The sequence below is a fragment of the Flavobacterium sp. GW821-FHT12A05 genome (genome assembly GCF_058807735.1).
The window spans coordinates 75,027-97,453 of record NZ_JBXAQY010000008.1; the positions used below are offsets into that span (position 1 = coordinate 75,027).

At 34.6% G+C, this 22,427-nt stretch carries 20 protein-coding genes; 9 read left to right on the plus strand and 11 right to left on the minus strand.

The features are described 5' to 3' along the window. The first annotated feature begins 31 nt into the window (after nt 1–31). A complete protein-coding gene (gene yiaA / locus AC1RRQ_RS18855) occupies nt 32–430 on the plus strand; it encodes an inner membrane protein YiaA (RefSeq protein ID WP_493024556.1) in 399 nt (132 codons plus the stop codon). A gap of 70 nt (nt 431–500) precedes the next feature. Here the strand turns inward: yiaA and carB are convergent, their stop codons facing one another. Both carB and rpmH read right to left on the minus strand, forming a co-directional pair. Next, nucleotides 501–3,356 (minus strand): carbamoyl-phosphate synthase large subunit, encoded by a 2,856-nt coding sequence (gene carB, locus AC1RRQ_RS18860; protein WP_493024557.1) that lies wholly within the window; start codon nt 3,354–3,356, stop codon nt 501–503. A gap of 145 nt (nt 3,357–3,501) precedes the next feature. Beyond that, on the minus strand, nt 3,502–3,663 hold the full coding sequence (rpmH, locus tag AC1RRQ_RS18865; protein WP_008464848.1) for a 50S ribosomal protein L34: 162 nt from the start codon (nt 3,661–3,663) through the stop codon (nt 3,502–3,504). A gap of 168 nt (nt 3,664–3,831) precedes the next feature. On the opposite strand from rpmH, the gene AC1RRQ_RS18870 reads away from it, so the two are divergent. Continuing rightward, the gene (locus tag AC1RRQ_RS18870; RefSeq protein ID WP_071634972.1) at nt 3,832–4,347 is read left to right on the plus strand and encodes a hypothetical protein; all 516 of its coding nucleotides are present in this window, start codon (nt 3,832–3,834) and stop codon (nt 4,345–4,347) included. Nucleotides 4,348–4,580: 233 nt separating this feature from the next. On the opposite strand, the gene AC1RRQ_RS18875 is transcribed toward AC1RRQ_RS18870, so the two are convergent. Continuing rightward, a complete protein-coding gene (locus AC1RRQ_RS18875) occupies nt 4,581–5,240 on the minus strand; it encodes an alpha/beta hydrolase (RefSeq protein WP_493024558.1) in 660 nt (219 codons plus the stop codon). 276 nt (nt 5,241–5,516) lie between these two features. Between AC1RRQ_RS18875 and AC1RRQ_RS18880 the strand changes: the two genes are divergently transcribed. Beyond that, nucleotides 5,517–5,828 carry a GNAT family N-acetyltransferase gene (locus AC1RRQ_RS18880; RefSeq protein ID WP_493024559.1) on the plus strand — a complete coding sequence of 104 codons (312 nt, stop codon included), beginning with the start codon at nt 5,517–5,519 and terminating at the stop codon, nt 5,826–5,828. On the opposite strand, the gene AC1RRQ_RS18885 is transcribed toward AC1RRQ_RS18880, so the two are convergent. Genes AC1RRQ_RS18885 through AC1RRQ_RS18895 form a run of 3 tightly spaced genes read right to left on the minus strand, consistent with a single transcriptional unit; the run spans nt 5,825 to nt 9,683 of the window. Continuing rightward, nucleotides 5,825–7,255 carry an anion permease gene (locus AC1RRQ_RS18885; RefSeq protein ID WP_493024560.1) on the minus strand — a complete coding sequence of 477 codons (1,431 nt, stop codon included), beginning with the start codon at nt 7,253–7,255 and terminating at the stop codon, nt 5,825–5,827. The two genes, AC1RRQ_RS18880 and AC1RRQ_RS18885, sit on opposite strands and share 4 nt — an antisense overlap. A gap of 21 nt (nt 7,256–7,276) precedes the next feature. Further along, entirely contained in the window at nt 7,277–8,434 is a 1,158-nt protein-coding gene (locus AC1RRQ_RS18890) for a porin (protein WP_493024561.1), read from the minus strand. 46 nt (nt 8,435–8,480) lie between these two features. Beyond that, nucleotides 8,481–9,683, minus strand: coding sequence for a hypothetical protein (locus AC1RRQ_RS18895; protein ID WP_493024562.1), 1,203 nt, complete (start codon nt 9,681–9,683; stop codon nt 8,481–8,483). Between the two features lie 273 nt (nt 9,684–9,956). Between AC1RRQ_RS18895 and AC1RRQ_RS18900 the strand changes: the two genes are divergently transcribed. Genes AC1RRQ_RS18900 through AC1RRQ_RS18910 form a run of 3 tightly spaced genes read left to right on the plus strand, consistent with a single transcriptional unit; the run spans nt 9,957 to nt 13,465 of the window. Further along, entirely contained in the window at nt 9,957–11,339 is a 1,383-nt protein-coding gene (locus AC1RRQ_RS18900; RefSeq protein ID WP_493024563.1) for a TolC family protein, read from the plus strand. Nucleotides 11,340–11,351: 12 nt separating this feature from the next. Beyond that, nucleotides 11,352–12,305: an HlyD family secretion protein gene (locus tag AC1RRQ_RS18905; protein WP_493024564.1), complete on the plus strand. Its 954-nt coding sequence runs from the start codon at nt 11,352–11,354 to the stop codon at nt 12,303–12,305. Between the two features lie 2 nt (nt 12,306–12,307). Continuing rightward, nucleotides 12,308–13,465: an ABC transporter permease gene (locus AC1RRQ_RS18910; RefSeq protein WP_493024565.1), complete on the plus strand. Its 1,158-nt coding sequence runs from the start codon at nt 12,308–12,310 to the stop codon at nt 13,463–13,465. A 56-nt stretch (nt 13,466–13,521) separates the two neighbouring features. On the opposite strand, the gene AC1RRQ_RS18915 is transcribed toward AC1RRQ_RS18910, so the two are convergent. From AC1RRQ_RS18915 to AC1RRQ_RS18925, 3 genes are all read right to left on the minus strand, one after another. Next, nucleotides 13,522–14,955, minus strand: a complete 1,434-nt coding sequence (locus AC1RRQ_RS18915) for an anion permease (RefSeq protein ID WP_493024566.1) — start codon at nt 14,953–14,955, stop codon at nt 13,522–13,524. A 24-nt stretch (nt 14,956–14,979) separates the two neighbouring features. After that, complete coding sequence (locus AC1RRQ_RS18920; RefSeq protein ID WP_493024567.1) at nt 14,980–16,134, minus strand: porin; 1,155 nt, start codon at nt 16,132–16,134, stop codon at nt 14,980–14,982. Nucleotides 16,135–16,346: 212 nt separating this feature from the next. Then, on the minus strand, nt 16,347–17,981 hold the full coding sequence (locus tag AC1RRQ_RS18925; protein ID WP_073486269.1) for an ABC-F family ATP-binding cassette domain-containing protein: 1,635 nt from the start codon (nt 17,979–17,981) through the stop codon (nt 16,347–16,349). A 330-nt stretch (nt 17,982–18,311) separates the two neighbouring features. Between AC1RRQ_RS18925 and AC1RRQ_RS18930 the strand changes: the two genes are divergently transcribed. After that, on the plus strand, nt 18,312–18,755 hold the full coding sequence (locus tag AC1RRQ_RS18930) for a PepSY-like domain-containing protein (protein ID WP_493024568.1): 444 nt from the start codon (nt 18,312–18,314) through the stop codon (nt 18,753–18,755). 138 nt (nt 18,756–18,893) lie between these two features. Here the strand turns inward: AC1RRQ_RS18930 and AC1RRQ_RS18935 are convergent, their stop codons facing one another. Both AC1RRQ_RS18935 and AC1RRQ_RS18940 read right to left on the minus strand, forming a co-directional pair. Beyond that, a complete protein-coding gene (locus AC1RRQ_RS18935; protein WP_493024569.1) occupies nt 18,894–20,069 on the minus strand; it encodes a GlmU family protein in 1,176 nt (391 codons plus the stop codon). A 349-nt stretch (nt 20,070–20,418) separates the two neighbouring features. Beyond that, the gene (locus tag AC1RRQ_RS18940) at nt 20,419–20,673 is read right to left on the minus strand and encodes a type B 50S ribosomal protein L31 (RefSeq protein ID WP_011921626.1); all 255 of its coding nucleotides are present in this window, start codon (nt 20,671–20,673) and stop codon (nt 20,419–20,421) included. 250 nt (nt 20,674–20,923) lie between these two features. On the opposite strand from AC1RRQ_RS18940, the gene AC1RRQ_RS18945 reads away from it, so the two are divergent. Continuing rightward, entirely contained in the window at nt 20,924–21,451 is a 528-nt protein-coding gene (locus AC1RRQ_RS18945) for a DUF4199 domain-containing protein (protein ID WP_493024570.1), read from the plus strand. Between the two features lie 9 nt (nt 21,452–21,460). Then, nucleotides 21,461–22,417: a glycosyltransferase family 2 protein gene (locus AC1RRQ_RS18950; RefSeq protein WP_493024571.1), complete on the plus strand. Its 957-nt coding sequence runs from the start codon at nt 21,461–21,463 to the stop codon at nt 22,415–22,417. The last annotated feature ends 10 nt before the right edge of the window (nt 22,418–22,427 follow it).

The following is a 22,427-nucleotide window of genomic DNA, read 5'->3' on the forward strand; positions in this document are numbered from 1 at the left end:
ATCTCAAAATTTAAATTAACCTGAATTAATTATGATACAAAAAACATCAAATGCCTTTATCGCGGCATCATGGGTTGCTCTTGGAGCCGGAACAATTGGATTTATTGTTGGACTTGCCAGAGCCGAAATGCTGTTAAACGAAAAAGGATATTATTTCACCGTTTTAATGTTCGGACTTTTTGCTGTTGTTTCTTTGCAAAAAAGCGTTAGAGACCGACTTGAAAAACTTCCTGTAACCGATATTTATTACGGAATCTGCTGGTTTGGAACCCTATTATCAATTGTTCTTTTGGTTGTAGGATTATGGAATGCTACAATTTTACCAAGCGAAAAAGGTTTCTATGCTTTTGCTTTTTTACTGGCTTTGTTTGGTGCTATTTCGGTGCAAAAAAACACTAGAGACAATATGAACTTTAGCCAAAGCGAATAATATTAAAAACTAACCAAAAACCAAAAAAGCTCCAATTTTCATTGGAGCTTTTTTATGGTGGAATTTGAGATTATTTACTCAAATACATTTTTCTTCTAGAGTACAATTCGTAGAATTGATCGTCTTTTAAGTCATCAATAAACAGGATGCTTTCTCCTGTTGATTTCATTTCTGGCCCTAATGCTTTGTTTACATTTGGAAATTTACTGAAAGAGAAAACCGGTTGTTTGATTGCGTATCCTTTTAATTGCGGGTTAAAATCAAAGTCAGTTACTTTATTGTGACCTAACATTACTTTTGTAGCGTAGTTTACATAAGGTTCTCCGTAAGCTTTTGCAATAAACGGAACCGTTCTTGAAGCTCTTGGGTTTGCCTCGATGATGTATACTGTATCATCTTTAATCGCAAACTGAATGTTGATTAAACCAACAGTTTTTAAAGCTCTTGCAATTTTATGCGTATGATCTTTAATTTGCTGCATTACAAATTCTCCTAAGTTAAAAGGAGGCAATGTTGCGTTACTATCTCCAGAGTGAACGCCGCAAGGCTCGATGTGCTCCATAATTCCGATGATGTACACATTTCCATCAGCATCACAAATTGCATCTGCCTCAGCTTCGATTGCTCCCGCTAAGTAGTGATCTAGTAATAATTTGTTTCCTGGAATTGCTTTCAACAAGTCGATAACGTGCTCTTCCAACTCTTTTTTGTTGATTACAATTTTCATTCCCTGACCTCCTAATACATAAGAAGGGCGAATTAAAAGTGGGAAATCTAAAGTATCTGCCAATTTTGAAGCTTCGTCAGCTGTTTCAGCGATTCCAAATCTTGGGAAAGGAATATGTAATTCAGTCAATAAATCTGAGAATCTTCCTCTATCTTCTGCCAAGTCAAGTGCGTCAAAACTTGTTCCGATGATTTTTACACCGTATTTAGACAATTTATCTGCTAATTTAAGAGCTGTCTGACCTCCTAACTGAACGATTACACCTTCTGGTTTTTCGTGTTGGATAATATCATAAATATGCTCCCAGAAAACTGGCTCGAAGTATAATTTATCAGCTGTATCAAAGTCAGTAGAAACTGTTTCAGGATTACAGTTAATCATGATCGTTTCGTAACCGCATTCTTTAGCTGCTAAAACTCCGTGTACACAAGAGTAATCAAATTCAATTCCTTGTCCAATTCTGTTTGGTCCAGAACCAAGAACGATTACTTTCTTTTTATCTGTAAGAACACTTTCGTTATCTACATAACGTTCTCCATTGGCTTTTTCAATTTCAGCCTCAAAAGTTGAGTAGTAGTAAGGTGTTTTTGCTTTAAACTCTGCCGCACAAGTATCAACCAGTTTGAACACACGGTTAATGTTTTTCTCCATACGTAAAGTATGCACTTCACTTTCCAGACAGTTCATCATGTGAGCCAATTGTCTGTCAGCAAAACCTTTTTGTTTCGCTTCAAGTAACAATTCTTTAGGAAGATCTGAAACTTTGTAGTTTGAGATTTCTTTTTCTAAAGTATAAAGCTCTTCGTATTGTTTTAAGAACCACATATCGATTCTTGTAATTTCGTGAATCGTGCTCAACGGAATTCCCATTGCAATTGCATCATAAATTACGAAAACTCTGTCCCAGCTTGCGTGAGTCAGTTTATCGATAATCAATTCGTAATCTTTGTATCCTTTTCCGTCAGCACCTAAACCATTTCTCTTAATCTCTAAAGATTGAGTTGCTTTGTGAAGTGCTTCCTGGAAAGAACGTCCAATTCCCATAACCTCACCTACAGATTTCATCTGAAGACCCAAAGTTCTGTCTGAACCTTCAAATTTATCGAAGTTCCAACGTGGGATTTTTACGATTACATAATCTAAAGTTGGTTCAAAAAGAGCCGAAGTTGATTTTGTAATTTGGTTTTGTAATTCATCTAAATTATATCCTAAAGCCAGTTTAGAAGCAATTTTTGCAATTGGATAACCCGTTGCTTTTGATGCTAAAGCAGAAGAACGAGATACACGAGGGTTAATCTCGATTGCTACGATATCTTCTTTTTCGTCTGGAGAAACTGCAAACTGTACGTTACATCCTCCGGCAAAATTTCCGATACTTCTCATCATTAAGATAGCGTAGTCACGTAATTTTTGGAAAGTTGTATCCGATAACGTCATGGCTGGCGCCACTGTAATCGAATCTCCAGTATGGATTCCCATCGGGTCCATATTTTCGATAGAACAGATAATTACAACATTGTCGTTTTTATCTCTTAAAAGCTCTAACTCATATTCTTTCCATCCCATTAAAGCCTTGTCAATTAAGACTTCGTGAATTGGAGAAGCTTCTAGTCCGCGAGTTAAAAGCTCATCAAAATCTTCTTTTTTATAAACCACTGCAGCTCCAGTTCCTCCAAGTGTAAATGAAGGACGAATTACAAGAGGAAAACCAAATTCTTGTGCAATTTCTTTTCCTTCCAGGTAAGAAGTAGCTGTTTTTGCCGGTGCAGTTGGTACATTAATTCTTTCTAAAAGCTGTTTAAACTGCTCTCTGTCTTCTGTAATATTAATTGCATTTACATCAACTCCAATCAATCTTACTCCGAAATCCTGCCAGATTCCTTTTTCTTCAGCTTCCAAACACAAGTTCAAGGCTGTTTGCCCACCCATTGTAGGTAAAACAGCATCAATTTGTGGATGTTCCTTCAGAATTTCAATAATCGATTTTGTAGTTAGTGGTTTCAAATAAACATGATCGGCCATAGTTGGGTCGGTCATAATCGTCGCTGGATTCGAGTTAATCAAGATAACCTCAATTCCTTCTTCACGAATCGAACGTGCAGATTGAGATCCCGCATAATCGAATTCGCAAGCTTGACCAATAACAATAGGTCCTGAACCTATTATTAAAACTGATTTTATTGATGTGTCTTTAGGCATTGTATATGTATTGTGTAGTTATAAAAGTATTTTAAAAAACATCCTTAGTGTACTATAAACTAGAATGTTGAGAAAATTTTTACCGACAAGGTATAAAAAAAGGCGATACTAAGAAAGTAACGCCTTATTTATGTTTATAGAAACATTATTTTTTGTGTCTAGGCTCGCTAGAAACAGTTAATTTATGTCTTCCTTTTGCTCTTCTACGCGCTAGAACTTTTCTTCCATTCGCAGAAGCCATTCTGTCCATAAATCCGTGCTTATTTCTTCTTTTTCTTTTCGATGGTTGAAATGTTCTTTTGCTCATTGCTTTGTATCTTTAAAATGGGTATCTAATATCTCTTTTTTTGGTTTTATAGATCGTTATTCTAAAACCGAGTGCAAATATACAAAGACTTTTTTTTCTGGCAAGTAGTTTTATAAAAATATTTTTAATTCCTTTTACTATCTTTGCAATCACAAATATACATCTATTATGTTTAACAAAATTATCAAACTTATTCTAGCCGGACTTCTAGTAGTAGCTGGCGTTTGGCAGATTATCGATAAAGAAATCGGAAATGGAATCTTCTTAATATTATTGTCTGCAATTCCTATTTTTCTTTATTTTAAAAATGAATTTATCTTATTAGCTTTCCTTAAATTAAGAAAACAAGACTTCGAAGGCGCTAAAAAATGGCTGGCATATATCAAAAACCCTGAAACTGCTCTAGTAAGAAAACAACAAGGTTATTTTAATTACCTGCACGGAATTATGCTTTCGCAGACTAATTTGATTCAGGCTGAAAAACATTTCAAAAAAGCAATAGAACTTGGACTATCTATGGATATGGACTTAGCTGTTGCAAAATTAAACCTTGCCGGAGTAGCAATGTCACGCCGCAGAAAACTGGAAGCGACTAATTTATTAGCCGAAGCTAAAAAACTAGACAAACAGGGAATGCTGAAAGAGCAAATCTCTATGATGAAAGAACAAATGAAGAAAATCTAAATTTTCTAACTTACAATATTTGAAATCCCAAATTCTAAAAGAGTTTGGGATTTTTTATTTGTCATTGCGAGGAACTAAGCAATCTCAGCTGATATTTCATTGCTAATATCTTTGTTAGTGTGGTTGCTTCGTTCCTCGCAATGACTTTGCGCAGCTACCTTTGTCAAAGCTTAAAACTTAGTCAAGAATTCTAACCCGAAAAAATTGGAATTTGGAATTTAAAAAATTGAAAATTAAGATTCCAATATAATAGAAGGCAAATTCTCATTCAGCCATTTGTACTTACTGAGAATCATAATATGAGTTCCTCCCTTTACTATAATACAGCTGTTGATATATTTTATAGGAAACACTTCGTCCTGATCGCCGTGAATATGAATTACATTTTCGTCTACTCTATTTCGATCCCACAATATAACCGATTCTACAGCCCATTGTAAATAATTTAGATCGCGAACTGCCAGGAACTTCTCATATAACTTAATACGTTTATTGATTTTTTCTCCAAAAGAATATTTCGCCAGACTTTCGATATTCAAAATCAGCTTCATTGGGATCAACTTGTAGGCTTTTGTGGTCTTCCCTATTTTCATTCTTCTCGGGAATTCCATATTGCTCCTTACGCTCGAAATAATAATAACTTTTCGGGCATTAATGTGTTTTGCAATTTCCTGAACTAAAATTCCACCAAAAGAAACACCAATCAAAACAGGATTTTCGTGTTTTATATTTTTAGAAATTCGAAGGGCATAGTCTGACAATGCTTCTTTTGGATGCGGGATTTCCCATTCTAAAAGACATGTCTCAAAAACAGATTCATCTAATTTGATTCTTTCGAATATCGCCGGACTTGCCGCCAAACCGGGCATAAAATACACTGGAACTTTACTCATTTCTTTTAATACAGTTTATAATTGCCAATTTTAATTTAGGGCTAAATTTACTTTTTTAAATAATATGCACAGCAAATCTTACACCATAATTAAATATTAAAACAAATTAAATGACAAAACTGCGACTTACTTAAAACGATCTTAAAATAACTCGATATTGAAAATCAAATGATTACCTTTGTACTCCAAATAATCATTTTAGATATCTTTTTAAAAAACAGTATCTAACTGCATTCTATCGTTCTTTTTCTAATATTTTTTATCCACCCCAAAAACATGACAAATATGGAATCTACTGCCGCTATGGAAATCAAAGACAATACTTTTGCAAGACAATTTGAAACCGTAGTCCCTGAAGGATTATTAAGCGTTGAATATTCTTTTCAAGAAAAAAAGATTTTTTTAACCAAAATCAACACCCCGGAAAATTTTGAAAACCAACCTGTAATTGACACTTTGCTTAAAAATATAATGGAATTAAGCATAGAGAAAAAATTTAGAGTTGTTCCAATTCACCCAAAAATTGCTGCTTTTTTCAAAAAAAATCCAAAATACAAAGATTTATTGCCTCCAGGAATCAGGATTTAAAAATCTCCGATTACCCAAAGCCATAATCCGCCAATTACCATATAAATAAAAAGCATTACCAGTCCGGTTACCAACCCTTTAACCCACCAGCTTTTTAAATCGACGTATCCGCTCCCAAAGAAAACAGGAGCCGGACCATGACCATAATGCGTTAAAGTTCCGTAGATCGATCCCATGAAACCAAGCATAAAAGCTAAAAGCAGACCTGGAATTCCAAGCGAAACTCCAACTCCTAAAAGCGCAGCATACATTGCCGCCACGTGAGCTGTTGCACTTGCAAAAAGATAATGACTGAAAAAGTACACCAATATAATTATAGGAAAAGCCATTTGCCAGCTCAAGCCGCCAATCTGAGCTTTTACAACGTTACTGAACCATCCTATAAATCCTAATTCGTTCAAGGAACTCGCCATCATTACCAAAACCGAGAACCAGACAATGGTATCCCACGCTCCTTTTTCGGCTTTTACATCATCCCAGGTTAAAACTGAAGTTAAAAGCAGAATTACCAATCCAATAAACGCTGTGGTTGTAGCATCAATAGAAAACAAATCGCCTGTCATCCAGAGAAACAACAAAATAAAGAAAGTCAAAAGCATCATCCATTCGTTACGTGTAATGGGCCCCATTTCTTTCAGTTTTTGAGAAGCAATTTGAGGTGCATCACCAGTTTTTTTAAGTTCCGGTGGATAAATTTTATATAACACAAACGGAATTACAAAAAATGCACATAATCCCGGAACAATCGCAGCTGCTGCCCACGACATCCAGGTTATTTTAATTCCTAAATTAAGCGCAAACTTCTGGCACATTGGGTTACTCGCCGTTCCGGTAAGAAACATTGACGACGCAATTAAGTTCATGTTGTAACAATTCAACGTTAAATAAGACCCCAGTTTTCGATGTGTTTCGGGTTGTTCCGGCATTGAGCCAAAACTCATCGACATTGATTTCATGATAGGATAAATAATTCCTCCGCCTCGGGCAGTATTACTCGGTACGGCCGGAGCCAATACTAAATCGGCTAATCCTAAACCATAAGCTAATCCAAGTGAACTTTTTCCAAATATTCGAATAAACAAAAAGGCAATTCTGTTTCCTAAACCTGTTTTTATAAACCCTCTTGCTATAAAAAATGAAATCCCAATAAGCCAGATTACCTTATCACCAAAACCTTTTAATGCCAATGTTATTGATTTTCCGGGATCGCCAGGTGCTAAAACCTGTGTAAAGGCTGTTAATGCAATGGCAATCATACACATGGTTCCCATTGGAGCCGCTTTTAGAATGATTCCTAAAATGGTTGCAACAAAAATTGCAAACAAATGCCAGGCTTCGATAACAACACCATCTGGAGCAGGAATTAACCAAATTGCAATTCCAACTGCAAGTGTAATTAAGGTTTGAGGGATTTTTACTTCTTTCATAAAAACAAGAATTAAATTAAATTATAGTCTGCACTGAAACTGAATAATGAATAAGTTATCATTATAATAGGATGTATCAGGTACATTTTTATCATACTTGTCAATCTCAAATCCCATTTCAATACGTCCGGTATAGGCTTTACCAAATTCAAGACTTATCATAGGTGTATAAGTTCTTCTTAAATTGGGGTTTGTTTTAAAATTATTATCAAAAGATTCAAATCGGCAGGACAACTCCAGTGAAGTTAATTTTTTGTAATCAACCAGATATCTCAAATTAGGCAGAAAATAAATCCCACGCATTTGATAATCATCAATATTAGCCGTTCTAGCTTCTGGAGGCAAAGTAAAATATAGATTTTGATTCGTTCCTTGTTTATATTCAATTTGAAGATCAAAAGTAAATTTATCTGTCAGTTTAAAATCGCTTGTAACATCTATACCAACAGCAAAAACCTTTTGATTTGACCTTTTCCCAATTCCGCCATTTAAACCCAGATCTATTTTATGTAGTTTTGACAATCCAAAAACTAATCTTGTAGCATATTGTTTTCCGTTATCATTATCCATTTCCTGATTTCTACCATTTCCGTTTAAAACAGAAACAGCATAACTAAAAGGTATTTTACCCAAGTCAACAGATCCTGATGCAGAAGCACCAATTTGAAAACTCGTCCATCCGTTTTTTCCAAATTCATAATACTGATTAGAGAAATCAAATGATTTAATGATATCAACCGGAACCAATTCTTCAATACCAAAAGCAGGTCTGAACTGCCCGCCTGTTAACGCCAGATATCTATTAAATGTATATTTCGCATAAGCGTTTTCAAGAACTTTCCCTTTCGGATCCGATTTAAAATCGGCTAAATTAACCAAGATTACCACTTCTGTCGCCTCACTTAATTTTGTATTAAGTCCTACACGCATTCTTTTTATATCAAAAGAACTCTGAGTAACTTCTCCTGTAGAATGATGAACTCCCAAAACATCAATATTATCCCCAAAACTCTCTAAATATCTGGCTTGTAAAAGTCCTTTAAATTGAAATTGAGGATATTTAATAGTGCTTTCAGAAGCTGCCGGGGCCGGTGTCAATGCATTATCAGTCTGTGCATTCACAAAAAGCGGTACCGCTAAAAAAACAAAAATTAATATGATGTGTAAAGTTTTACTCATACGCTCTATAAAAATTTAAGCTAAACTAGCCTTTTATTACTATTTTCTATCTTCTGTTAGACCCGCTATTTGCAGGTCTAGGCGTTGCCGCGGGTCTTGTTGAAGGTTGTGTTGCCGGCCTTGTCGACGGTCTTGTCGACGGATTAGTCGGCGTTACAGGTCTGGTTGTATTCCCTGGTCTTGTTGACGGGATTGTAGGACGCGTTACAGGCTGGGTTGTATTCCCCGGTCTTGTTGACGGGTTTGTTGGACGCGTTACTGGCTGGGTTGTATTTCCTGGTCTTGTTGACGGATTTGTTGGACGCGTTACAGGCTGAGTTGTATTTCCCGGCCTTGTTGATGGATTTGTTGGACGTGTTACAGGTCTGGTCGTATTTCCAGGTCTGCTTGGTCTTGTAACCGGCGCAGGTCTTTTGTAATCTCTGCCATTATAAGTAGTATTATAACGTCCGTTAGCACGATTATCTCTAACTATTACAGATGTATTTCTTCTTGAAGCATAGCTGTTATAGTATCTTGGGTTTCTCACTACAACGGTTCTTCTATAATAAGGACTTCTGTAATAATGTCCGTGGTATCCCCAATAATCATGGTAATAAACCGGACGCCAAGGACGCCAGTACGGAGGATAATAACCCCAATGCCATGGCGATCTATACACCACATATACTGGTGAAAATAAAAATAATACTACCGGCCAGGCACTCACACTTGTGCTTACATAACTTGGATTAGTGGTTGTATTATAATTGTTAGTTGTATTGTTATTCACAATTACAGTCGCGTCTCCTTTATAACCGGGATTTGGTGTTCCGGCACTAGTATTTGCAGGTTCTACAATATAATTTTTGCCATACAAATCTTCATCGCCAATGGCCTGAACATGAATATTATTCTTTTTATCTTTATCAACTTCAATTACAGCGACATCCTGCGTTTCGACATTATTTATAGCAGCCTGAATCACAATTACGTGCGTATTCCCTTTTTTTTGGCTTTCTACTTCTAAATAATCGATTTCTCCGTCATTATTTAAATCTAAATTATTAACCTTATTATCCGGATCGTTTAATGCTTTTTCAAAATCTTCTAAAGTTTTTGATTTTTGAAAAATATCCAAAACAGCATATAAATTAAGATTATCTCCCGGCAGACCCAAGGCAACTGGCTCATCATCTGTTTGAGAAAACACAGGAGAACTAAATAAACCCGTCATTAAAATAGCAAAAAATAAAATACTCTTTTTCATATTAATAATTAGTTTAATAGAATTAGGATGACTAAGGTATAAAAAAAACGTAAGAATTTAACATCGTTATATAACTTTCTATTCTTAATAAAAAATATCTTCAAAACATTCTCAAAACAATCAATTATCCCTCAATTTACTTACTGCAAAGCATTTAATGTAAGATTAATATCCTTAACTTTGTAAGTACCCCTTATCGCTCTTTAAACTTTTCTTTGAATATCTTACAAAAAACTGTTTAAGATTTAGTGCAACTATAGAAACAAAATTACGATGAGAAAACATTTACCTATTTTCATTTTTTTTCTTTTTCTAAATTACAGCTACAGCCAGATCGAAGTTTCTACAACTCTGGAAGACGCTATAAATAAAGCAATTGAAAAAAGCATTTCGTTAAAGAATAAAGACTTAGACATTGAAAAGTTAAACTTGCAGGAAAAAGGTATTTGGAATAAATACATTCCAACGGTCGAAGCCAGTGCGCTTTACTCTTATTTTGACAATAAACTAACCGTTGATCTTCCTACCGCTACCATTCCTATTGTAAACTATCCATTGTTTGATGGAAAAACTGCTTTTAAAAATTACGGAAACATTTTTAATGGAAGCGTAATGGCAAAAACCGTTCTTTTTAGCGGTCTGCAAATTCCTAACGGAGCCAAAGCTGTAAAAGAAAAAACCAAAGGAACTGCATTTTTAAAAGAATCTGAAAAGGATCAAATTATAAAGGATGTCATCAACACTTTTGATCAGCTTGAACTTTTAAAACAAATCGACAAATTGATACAGGAAAGCGAAAACAGATTGAATACCGAAACCAAACGAGTAACAAAAGCCATAGAACAAGGACTTGCAGTTCCGTATGACAGAGACAAAATCAAGCTCGCTTCTTTAGAATTGGCTTCTAAAAAAATTGAACTGGACGGAAAACGAAAATTAGTTTATAAAAAAATTCAATACCTGACCGGTTATTCTGTCAGCGAAATCGAAAGTGTGCAATACAATTTAGTTCCTTATTTAATTGCCGATGAAAAACTAACCACTCAAAACAAACAGGAAATAAAAGCACTGGAATCGTTTAAAACGGCTTACGAATATTTATTAAAAAAAGAAAAAGGAACTTACCTGCCAACTTTGGGGGCTTTTGGAGGAGTTTCGTATTCAAGTTTGTTTGATGCCAATGCCACGACGCCTATTATAACCGGAATAAATCAAGCGCTATATTTAGGTTTAAACGAATTAACCATAAGCAATAACTGGGTTGTTGGTGCCGCAATGAAATGGGAAGTTTTTTCGGGCTTTGAAAGAAAACACAAAGTTCACGAAGCCAAAATAAACATCGAACAGGTTCAAAACCAAATTGACGATACGAAAGAAAAACTAGAACTGCTTCTGGAAAAAAACCTTGTTGATTATACCGTTTTAACTCAAAAAATTGATATTACCCAACAACAGGAAAAAGTAGCCGACAATAACTTAAATCTTGCCATTAAACAATACAAAGAAGGTTTAATCAATATTTCGGAACGTCTGGAAGCCGAAAACGACTCTTATAAAGCATCGGTAAACAAAACTACTACCTTAATTGATCAGCGTTTATCAGCTATTGAAACTATTATCGCCACTGGAGATTTGTCAAAAAAATTATCTAAATAAAAGATTCTATTTATGAAAAAAGCAATTATCATATTCAGTCTAATTCTCGTTTTTATCAGCTGTCAGAAAGATAAGAAAGCCAATGTAATTCAGGGAAAAATAGAAAAAGAACAAATAGCGGTGGTTAGCAAAGTTCCCGGCAAAATTTTAAAAATCTTTGTAAAAGAAGGAGATCTTGTTCAAAAAGGAGACACGCTTGCAATTCTTGATATTCCAGAAGTTGATGCTAAAAAAAGTCAGGCCGAAGGTGCCGTAATAGCTGCAAAAGCACAATATAAAATGGCGGTAAAAGGAGCAACCGAAAACCAAATCAAACAGCTGGAAGCAAAAAAAATGGGATTAAAAGAACAATATGAATTTGCACAAAAATCGATTAAACGATTAACCAATATGCTTAAAGATTCTTTGATATCACAGCAAACCTACGATGAAACTTTTGCCAAATACCAAGGAGCACAAGCACAATACAATGCTGTAATCGCCGAATTGGACGACGCAAAAAAAGGGGCACGCATTGAACAGCAGACAATGGCTTTAGGACAGCAGGACCGAGCACTCGGCGCCTTACAGGAAGTAGAAACTGCAAATCAGGAACGTTACGTGATTGCACCTCAAAACATGAGTATCGAAACCATTACACTAAATTTGGGAGAACTTGCCCTGCCTGGTTATACCTTATTTAATGGCTATATCGATAACAGCATTTATTTTCGTTTTACAATAGCCGAAAACCAATTAGAAAAATTTAAAAAAGGTCAGGAAATCACAGTCCACGTTCCTTATAAGAAAGAAGATATCAAAGGAACTATTTCTACCATAAAACAATTAGGAGCCTACGGTAATATTGCAACAGCGTATCCAGATTACGAAATGCAGGAAAGTTTATTCGAAATCAAAATAACTCCTTCTAATTTAAACGAAACAAAAGATCTCATTACAAAAACAACCGTTACCTTATCTCTTTAACTATGCGAAATTTCTTTTCATTGCTTAAACGGGAATTCCGATTATTTTGGAGTAATAATGTGCTCCGATTGTTATTTATTGGAGCGCCCATTTTATATGGTGTTTTATTGGGTTATGTTTATGGAAAAGGTAAGGTAACCGATTTACCCATAATTGTGGTAGATCAGGATCGGTCTGAACTGAGCTCAAAAGCGATTCAGATGTTTGAAGACAACGAAGTCCTTTCCATAGCATCTCTTCGATACGACCAAAATAATCTTTCGCAGATTGCTATTCAAAAAGAAGCGGCTTGTGTTGTGATTATTCCTAAGGATTTCGAGAAAATGACGCTTACCAAGAAGTATCCTGAAATTACAACGATTGTAAATACCTCTAATGTTTTAACAGCCAATTATGCCTCAACGGCTATACAAGTTTGTTTAGGAACTTTAAAAGCCGGTGTTCAAATCGAAACTTTAAGAAAACAAGGTGTTCCTGAAAATTTACTGGCATCACAATACGAACCTTTTAAAACCACTTTCATCAAAAAATACAACCGAAGCACCAACTATATGTATTTTCTTTGGCCGGGTGTTTTGGCAACGGTACTGCAGCAAGTTCTTTTATTAGGATTAGCTCTTTCGTTTGCTTCAGAATTTGAAAACGGAACTTTTAAAGATTTAGTAAACAGATGTCCTTCTATTTTAAAATTATTGGCTGTAAAAATTATCCCTTATATGATTATGAGTTTTGGAATCTGGCTGATTTACTGGCTTTTTACTTTATGGTTCCGACTTCCTTTTTACGAAAACCTGCTTCCGCTCACTTTCATTGCCGGTATATTTGTACTTTCTGTTGCATTTATAGGCATAATGGTAAGCATATTGGTTCCGAGTCAGCTTAAAGCAACTGAGATTTTAATGGTAATTGCTACTCCAAGTTTTATTTTAAGCGGTTTTACCTGGCCTTTAAGCCAAATGCCACAAGCCGTACAGGCTATTGCAAATGTTATTCCGCTGACTCATTTCCTAAAAACCTTTAGAATATTAATAATTGAAAACGGAACTTTATCGCAAACTACCGGAGCAATATGGAACATGATTATTATAGGAGTCGTTTGTGCAATTGCCGCTTATATTGCTTTATATTTTAAAAAGAAATCAGTTTTAAAAGAAACTTAAAAACAAAAAAGCACAAGAGTGAAATTTCTTGTGCTTTTGTACTTTTACTGAATTCTCTAATTTACATATCCCAAAACATTTAACCACAAACCGCCTATCACCAAATAAATAAGGAGCATTGCAAGTCCTGTAATAAGTCCTTTAACCCACCAGCTTTTTAAATCTACATAACCGCTGCCAAAAAATACCGGCGCAGGACCATGTCCGTAATGCGTTAACGTTCCATAAAGCGAACCAATAAATCCTAACATAAAAGCAAGAAATAATCCCGGAACGCCCAATGATACTCCTACAGCCAGCAGTGCTGCATACATAGCTGCTACGTGAGCTGTTGCACTGGCAAAAATGTAATGGCTAAAGAAATATACCGCAATAATAATGATAAAGGCTAATGGCCAGCTCATACCAATCATTTGTCCTTTTACGATTTCGCTAAACCATCCTATAAAACCTAATTTATCCAGTGAACTCGCCATCATAACCAAAACAGCAAACCATACAATGGTATCCCAGGCTCCTTTTTCGGCTTTTACATCTTCCCAAGTTAAAACCGATGTCAATAATAAAACAACTAATCCTATAAAAGCTGTTGTCGTGGCATCAATTGAAAACAAATCACCCGTCATCCAAAGAAAAAGTAAAATACCAAACGTAAGAAGCATCAGCCATTCGTTTTTTGTAATTTCTCCCATTTCCTTCAGCTTTTCTCCGGCAATTTTTGTTGCGTCACTGGTTTTCTTTAGTTCTGGAGGATAAATTTTATACAGCAGAAAAGGAATTGTAAAGAAAGAAACCAACCCCGGAACTAATGCCGCAATCGCCCATGAAGTCCACGAAATATGAATTCCTAAATTTTCAGCAAATTTTTGACACATCGGGTTACTAGCCGTTCCGGTTAAAAACATAGACGAAGCAATTAAATTTACATTATAACTGCTTAATGTAAGATAAGCACCAAGTTTTCTGCGTGTTTCAGGTTTATCAGGATCCGAACCAAAGTTCATGGACATTGCTTTCATAATCGGGTAAATAATACCGCCTCCTCTTGCTGTATTACTTGGCACTACAGGTGCTAAAACCAAATCTGCCAATCCCAAACCATAGGCTAATCCTAAAGAACTTTTCCCGAATATTTTAATGAATAAAAAAGCAATTCGATTACCAAGTCCGGTTTTTATAAAACCTCTGGCAATAAAAAACGAAATCCCAATAAGCCAGATTACCTTATTTCCAAAACCTCCTAAAGCGAGTGTTATAGAATCTCCGGCACTTTCCGGTGCCAAAACCTGAGTAAAAGCGGTTATGGCTACGGCAATCATACACATTGTACCCATTGGGGCTGCTTTTAGAATAATACCAATAATGGTTGAGATAAAAATGGCAAACAAATGCCATGCTTCTGGCGAAAGCCCTTTTGGCGTAGGAATAAACCAAATTACCAATCCTATTACAACTGTAATAAGTGAATTTTTTATATTAATTTCTTTCATGATTATATAGTTTTAATAGTTTGTTTAGAAAAATCTGCCTTGAAACTGAATGATAAATAAGTTATTATCGTATGCAGTAGTATTTGCTATATTTCGCTTATAATTGTCAAATTGCATTCCCATTTCGATACGTCCTGTATACCCTTTTCCAAATTCTAAACCCGCCATAGGCGTATAAGTCTGTCTGGCATTTGAATTGATTTTAAAACTTCTGTCAAAATATTCGTAACGGCATGAAAATTCTATGGCAGTTAATTTTTGGTATTTAATCTCATACCTTAAATTGGGTAAGAAATAAGCACCTCGCATTTCATAATCATTAATATTTCCAGTTCTTGAATCTGCAGCTAAAGAGTAATACATATAATGATTGATTCCTTGTTTTGCTTCAAGCTGCGTTTGGAATATTAGTTTATCTGCCAACTTAAAGTCGGCTGTAAAATCCAATGCAACCGCAAAAACTTTGGTAGTAAAAACTTCACCAATACCGCCATTGATTCCCAAATTAATATTGTGTTTTTTATCTAATTCGAAAGCAAAACGAGAAGAGTATAGCTTGCCATTGTCTTTGTCTGATGCCTGATTTCTTCCGTTGCCATTTACGGCAGAAAAGGCATAACTAACTGGCAGTTTACCAAGATTAAAACTTCCAAATACAGAAGCTCCAATTTGAAAGCTTGCCCAGCCATTGTTCCCAAATTCAGTGTATTGATTAGAGTAATCGAATGATCGAAGAATATCGGCAGGATTTAATTCCTCGATTCCAAAAGCAGGTCTAAACTGACCCGCCATAATACCAATGCTTTTACTAAAAGTGTATCTTGCAAAAGCATTTTCTAAAACTTTTCCTTTAGGATCTGATTTAAAATCGGCAAAATTAGCCAGTACGACAATATCAAATCCCTCTCCTAATTTAGTTGTAAGTCCCAAGCGCATTCTTTTAATATCAAAAGTATCTTCGACCGCATCACCATTTGCATGCTGCAGTCCCGTTACCGCATCTACTCCATGCGTAAAACCACTTAAATATCGTCCTTGAAAAAGTCCCTGAACTTTAAACTGTGGATATTTTATCTCGCTTTGAGCATTAGTTTCTACCGTTTGTCCTTTTAAAAAAAACGGAAATAAAAAGATTAAAAACGCAATCTTTTTTGAAAAAAAAATATTGAAAGAATTCATAACAAAAGTTTAGATTTATTTTTTTTGTAAAAATTAAACTACAATATGTTTATTTTTACAACATTAAATTTATCTAGTCTTTACAGTTATAAATCTGACTTATATCATATTTCTTAACATTTATTTAATAATCATTTTTCTATATTTTTTTAAATAAAAAAAGCGTTAGAATTAACTAACGCTTTACTTATATTATCATGTTTTTAACTAAATTACTTTTCGATTTCTCTCATCGAGTCCATTTTTTTATGAGCAAGGAAACCTGCAACATCTTCGAAATGTTCTTTTACTCGTTTGTTTCCAAATTCAAAAACTTTAGTTGCTAATCCGTCAAGGAAATCACGATCGTGAGAAACCAAGATCAAAGTTCCGTCGAAATCGCGTAAAGCATCTTTTATAATGTCTTTGGTTTTCATATCCAAGTGATTCGAAGGCTCATCCAGAATTAATAAATTCACTGGCTCCAACAATAATTTAATCATTGCCAAACGTGTTTTTTCTCCTCCTGAAAGTACTTTTACCTTTTTGGTAATATCATCACCCTGAAACATAAATGCTCCAAGAATGTTTTTTATCTGCGTACGAATATCTCCAACCGCAATAGCATCAATCGTTTCGAAAATGGTTGCATTTTCGTCTAATAATGAAGCTTGGTTTTGTGCAAAATATCCAATTTGTGCATTGTGCCCAATTTCAACACTTCCAGAATCAACGCCAATTTCTTTCATAATGGCTTTGATCATCGTAGACTTTCCTTCACCATTCTTTCCAACAAAAGCCACTTTCTGACCACGCTCGATTACAATATTAGCATCTTTAAAAACCACATGATCCCCATACGATTTCGCCATTTCTTTTACAATAACAGGATATTGTCCAGAACGTGCCGCAGGCGGGAATTTTAAACGCAATGCCGATGTATCTACTTCATCAACCTGAACGATTTCTAATTTTTCCAGCATTTTTACACGAGACTGAACCGCATCTGTTTTAGAAAATGTTCCTTTAAAACGGTCGATAAAAGCTCTGTTATCAGCAATCATTTTTTGCTGCTCGTCATACGCTTTCTGCTGGTGAATACGACGATCTTTTCTTAATTCTAAGTAATGAGAATATTTCGCTTTATAATCGTAAATTCTTCCCATTGTTACCTCGATCGTACGGTTTGTAATATTATCTACAAACGCTCTATCGTGCGAAATTACCACAACTGCTTTTGCTGAATTTACCAAGAATTCTTCTAACCATTGAATACTTTCAATATCCATGTGGTTGGTAGGCTCATCCAGTAAAATCAGATCCGGCTTTTGCAATAAAATTTTAGCAAGCTCAATACGCATTCTCCATCCTCCTGAAAACTCAGAAGTTTGTCTGGTAAAATCTTCGCGCTCGAAACCTAAACCAACTAAAATTTTCTCAACTTCAGCCTCATAATTTACTTCTTCGATTGCATAATATTTCTCGCTTAAGTCCGAAACTCTTTCGATCAATTTCATGTATTCGTCACTTTCATAATCAGTACGAACAGTTAATTGTTCATTGATTTCGTCAATTTCGGCTTTCATTCTAAAAATCTCGCCAAAAGCTTTAGATGCTTCTTCCATTACAGTCGAACCGTCTTTAGTCAATAAATGCTGAGGCAAGTAAGCCACAACAGCATCTTTTGGTGTAGAGATACTTCCGGTAGAAGGTTTGCTTTGACCGGCAATTATTTTTAGAAGTGTCGATTTTCCCGCACCATTTTTACCCATAAGGGCAATTTTATCATTTTCATTGATAGCAAAAGAAACATCGCTAAAAAGTGTAGTTCCACCAAACTGAACCGAAATATCGTTAACTGTAATCATTTGTTTTTGTGAATTTTGTTTAATCGGTTAATCGTTTATCTGACTACCCATTTTTTTCGTGCTGCAAAGATAGATTTAATTAGATAATGTGCCAATTTGAAAATTAGATAATTTTGGAAATGTGATAATTAGATAATTCTGCTTTTTTTTGCCATAGATTAAAGGCATTAAAAAGATTTTTTTGTATATTATACGATTCTTTAAAAAATAATCAGTGAAAATCCTTCAATCTGTGGCTAAAAAAAATTGACTGATTTTAAAAGCTGCTTAGGTTTTTCTCTTTTAAAATTTAAATCTTACCTTGTATAAGAATTTAAAAATCAGCAAAATATGAGAACGAAATTAAACTTGACAGCCAGCCTAATTTCAGCGTTACTATTCGGACTTTCTGCAAATGCGCAAAAAACGGTAATTAAAAAAGAAGCTTTACCCGCAAACGCGCAAACCTTCTTAAAAACTCATTTTGGATCAAAAAAACCGAGTTATATACTAGAAGACAAAGAAATCCTTTCGACAGAATACAAAGTGCAATATGACAATCAAATTGAAATTGAATTTGACAAAAAAGGAAACTGGAAAGAAGTGGATGGAAAAAACGCTAAAATCCCAAAATCTATTATTCCGAAAAAAATCGCTTCTTATATAAAAACAAATTTCCCTAAAGAGAAAGTAACCAAAATAGAATTAGGATCCTCTGGCTACGAAACAAAACTAAGCAACGGTTTAGAATTAAAATTCAACTTAAAAGGAGATTTCATTAAGATTGATAAATAAGTAAAACTAGAAAATGTGTCAATTAGAAAATTAGAAAATTCTCTAAAACCTTAAAAAAACATAAACCCGACAGGTTCTAAAAACCTGTCGGGTTTGCTAAATTATCTCATTATCAAATTGACTAATTATCTAATTGAATTAATCTTTTCTCCATTTTTTTGTTTCTTCGAAAATGTGTTCTAAAATTGCAGATTCTGTTTCGTCGAAATCTACATTTCGTCTTCCCATTACTAATTTTGCTGTTTCAAAAGCTTTTTTGGTTACATAAGTTGTAAAACCTGCTGCGCCACCCCAAGAAAAACTCGGAACAAAATTACGCGGGAAACCGCTTCCAAAAATATTAGCGCTTACTCCAACAACGGTTCCCGTATTAAACATGGTATTGATACCGCATTTACTATGATCTCCCATCATTAAACCGCAAAACTGAAGTCCGGTTTTGGCAAAACCTTCAGTTTCGTAACTCCACAATTTTACTTCTTCGTAATTGTTTTTTAGGTTTGAGTTATTACTATCGGCCCCTATATTACACCATTCGCCTAAAACAGAATCTCCAAGAAATCCTTCATGACCTTTATTTGAATTGGCAAAAAGAACTGAGTTTTTAACCTCACCTCCTATTCGGGATCCGGGTCCAACAGTCGTTGCACCATAAACCTTCGCCGACATTTTTACCATGGCATTTTCGCATAAAGCAAAAGGGCCGCGAATAACCGTACCTTCCATAATTTCGGTATTCTTACCTATATATATAGGACCGTTTGAAGCATTTAAAGTTACAAACTCTAATTTTGCTCCTTCTTCAATAAAAATATTCTCCGGCGCAATTGTATTTACGCTTTTAGGAATAGGATGCGATTTTCTGTCTTCGGTCAAATAAGCAAAATCAATACGGATTGCTGCATCATTTTTTGAAAAAATATCCCAAGTATGTTCAACTGTCAAACATTCATCGTTATAGTGAATGATTTCATACGAATCGAAATCAACTTCTTCCTGGTTTTCAGTTGTAAAAAAAGCAATTACATCATCTCCTTTAAAAATTGCCTGATTTGGTTTTAAATCAGAAACTAATTCTGCAAGCGTATCATTTGGCAAATATGCTGCATTTATCATTACATTTTCTTCCATTTCTACCATTGGGAATTTGGCAGATAAGTAGTCTTCAGTAATTGTTGTTATAGTCGAACCTAAGCGTGTTTCCCATTTCTGGCGAATCGTCATGATTCCGATTAAGATATCGGCCACGGGCCTTGTAAATGTAAAAGGTAATAAAGCATTCCGGACGGGACCGTCAAAAAGAATGTAATTCATACAATTAATTTAATGTGTTAAAATTTGATTTGGTTACCGAGACCAAAGTTACAAATATTTATGTGTTTGATTAAAAGGACTCTTATTCAAAATAAGAAAATAATTGCTTTTGGGCTAACCTATTTTTTATATTGGTAATCATTTAACCGCAAAGTGCGCAAAGTTTATATTATTAAGTTTTTATAAAAAGTGAAGTTCGCAAAGCTTTGTATAGATGCAGCTTTGCGAACTTTGTATTTTTTGAACATAATGTCAGATAAAAATCTTTGCGCACTTTGCGGTTAAATTTTACAATTCCATAAAAAAAGCCTCCCAAATTGGAAGGCTTTTGTATAATTTAAAACAGCTATTATTTTTTAGCGTGTTTTGCATATTTAGTTTTGAATTTATCAATACGTCCTGCAGTATCGATAAGTTTAGATTTACCAGTATAAAAAGGGTGAGATGTTCTAGAAATCTCCATTTTTACAACTGGATACTCAACTCCGTCAACTTCAATTGTTTCTTTTGTATCTGCAGTAGATTTAGTGATAAAAACGTCATCATTTGACATGTCTTTAAATGCAACTAATCTGTAATTTTCTGGGTGAATTCCTTTTTTCATCTTTTCTTTTTATTTATTGTTTAGAACATTTTTATTTTGAAGCTTTTTCATGGTTAGAAAAAGGTATAAACAAACAATGCTCCTTTTTGTTTAAAATTTTAATTAATTTTGAGTGTGCAAATTTACAATTCTTTTTTAATAAACAAATACTTAGCTTACTTTTTTTTAGTTAAATTCTAAAAGCTTTTTTTCTCTTCGAATATATTGGGAATTGCTATATTTGTGGATTAATTTTAAAACATATATAAATATGATTAATGAAGTTATAAAAAAGAATGGAGTTACATACGGAATTACCTTAGGTATTATTCTGGCGTTAATCACGGCAAGCATATATGCCATTGATTTAAAATTGTTTGTTTCTGGCTGGATTGGCGGTCTGTCGTTTGTTATTTATTTAGTAGTTGGTATTTTATTACTGGTAAAAACAAAAAAAGAGATCGGTTTTTTCTCTTTTAAAGATGCCTTTACCACTTTTTTTATAGCTACAATAATTGCTGTTGCAATTTCTACTTTGTTCAGTATCCTATTATTTAATGTAATTGATCCGGGAGCAAAAGAAACGGTACAGCAGTTACTTATTAAATATATGGCCGAAACATTACAAAAATTTGGAACTCCTGCTTCTGCCATAAACGAAGCTTTGGCTAAAATGAAAGAAAACAGTCCGTTCTCGACTATCGAACAATTAAAAGCATTGGTTTTTAGTATTGTGGGCTACTCTATTTTAGGATTAATTTTAGCTGCATTTTTTAAAAGCAAATCTACACAAGAATAAAAATTATAAATGAATCTATCTATACTTATACCGCTTCTAAACGAGGAGGAATCGCTTAAAGAACTCTATTCATGGATTATTAAAGTGATGCAGTCTAACAATTACTCTTATGAAATCATTTTTGTAGATGATGGAAGTACAGATGATTCTTGGAATATTATTGAAAGTTTTTCTAACGAAAACCCTAATGTAAAAGGAATTCGTTTCATGAAGAATTTCGGAAAATCGCAGGCTTTACACGCTGGTTTTGCAAAAGCAAAAGGTGATGTTATCATTACGATGGATGCCGATTTGCAGGACAGTCCAGACGAAATTCCGGAATTGTATGAAATGATTACCAAAGAAAGATTTGATCTGGTATCTGGATGGAAAAAGAAACGTTACGACTCTGTTGTAGCTAAAAATTTACCTTCGAAATTGTTTAACTGGGCCGCCAGAAAAACTTCGGGCGTTGAGCTGAACGATTTTAACTGCGGTTTAAAAGCCTATAAAAATGCGGTTGTAAAAAACATTGAAGTTTCGGGCGAAATGCACCGTTATATTCCGGTTTTGGCAAAAAATGCAGGTTTTAGCAAAATTGGAGAAAAAGTTGTCATTCACCAAGCTCGTAAATATGGTGAAACCAAATTTGGTATGGAACGTTTTATTAACGGATTCCTTGATTTAATCACCATTTGGTTTTTATCAAGATTCGGAAAAAGACCCATGCACTTATTTGGCGCAATGGGTTCTATTATGTTTATCATCGGATTTTTATCGGCGGGATATATTGGTGTTTCAAAACTATACCATATGTATAACGGAATGAAATACAGCCTGGTTACTAATAATCCGTGGTTTTTTATCGCTTTAACTACCATGATCCTTGGAACTCAGCTTTTCTTAGCCGGATTTTTAGGTGAAATTATTTTGAGAACTAAAAACAACGAAGAACGTTATAAAGTATCCCGAGAGGTTAATTTTTAACGTAAAGTCC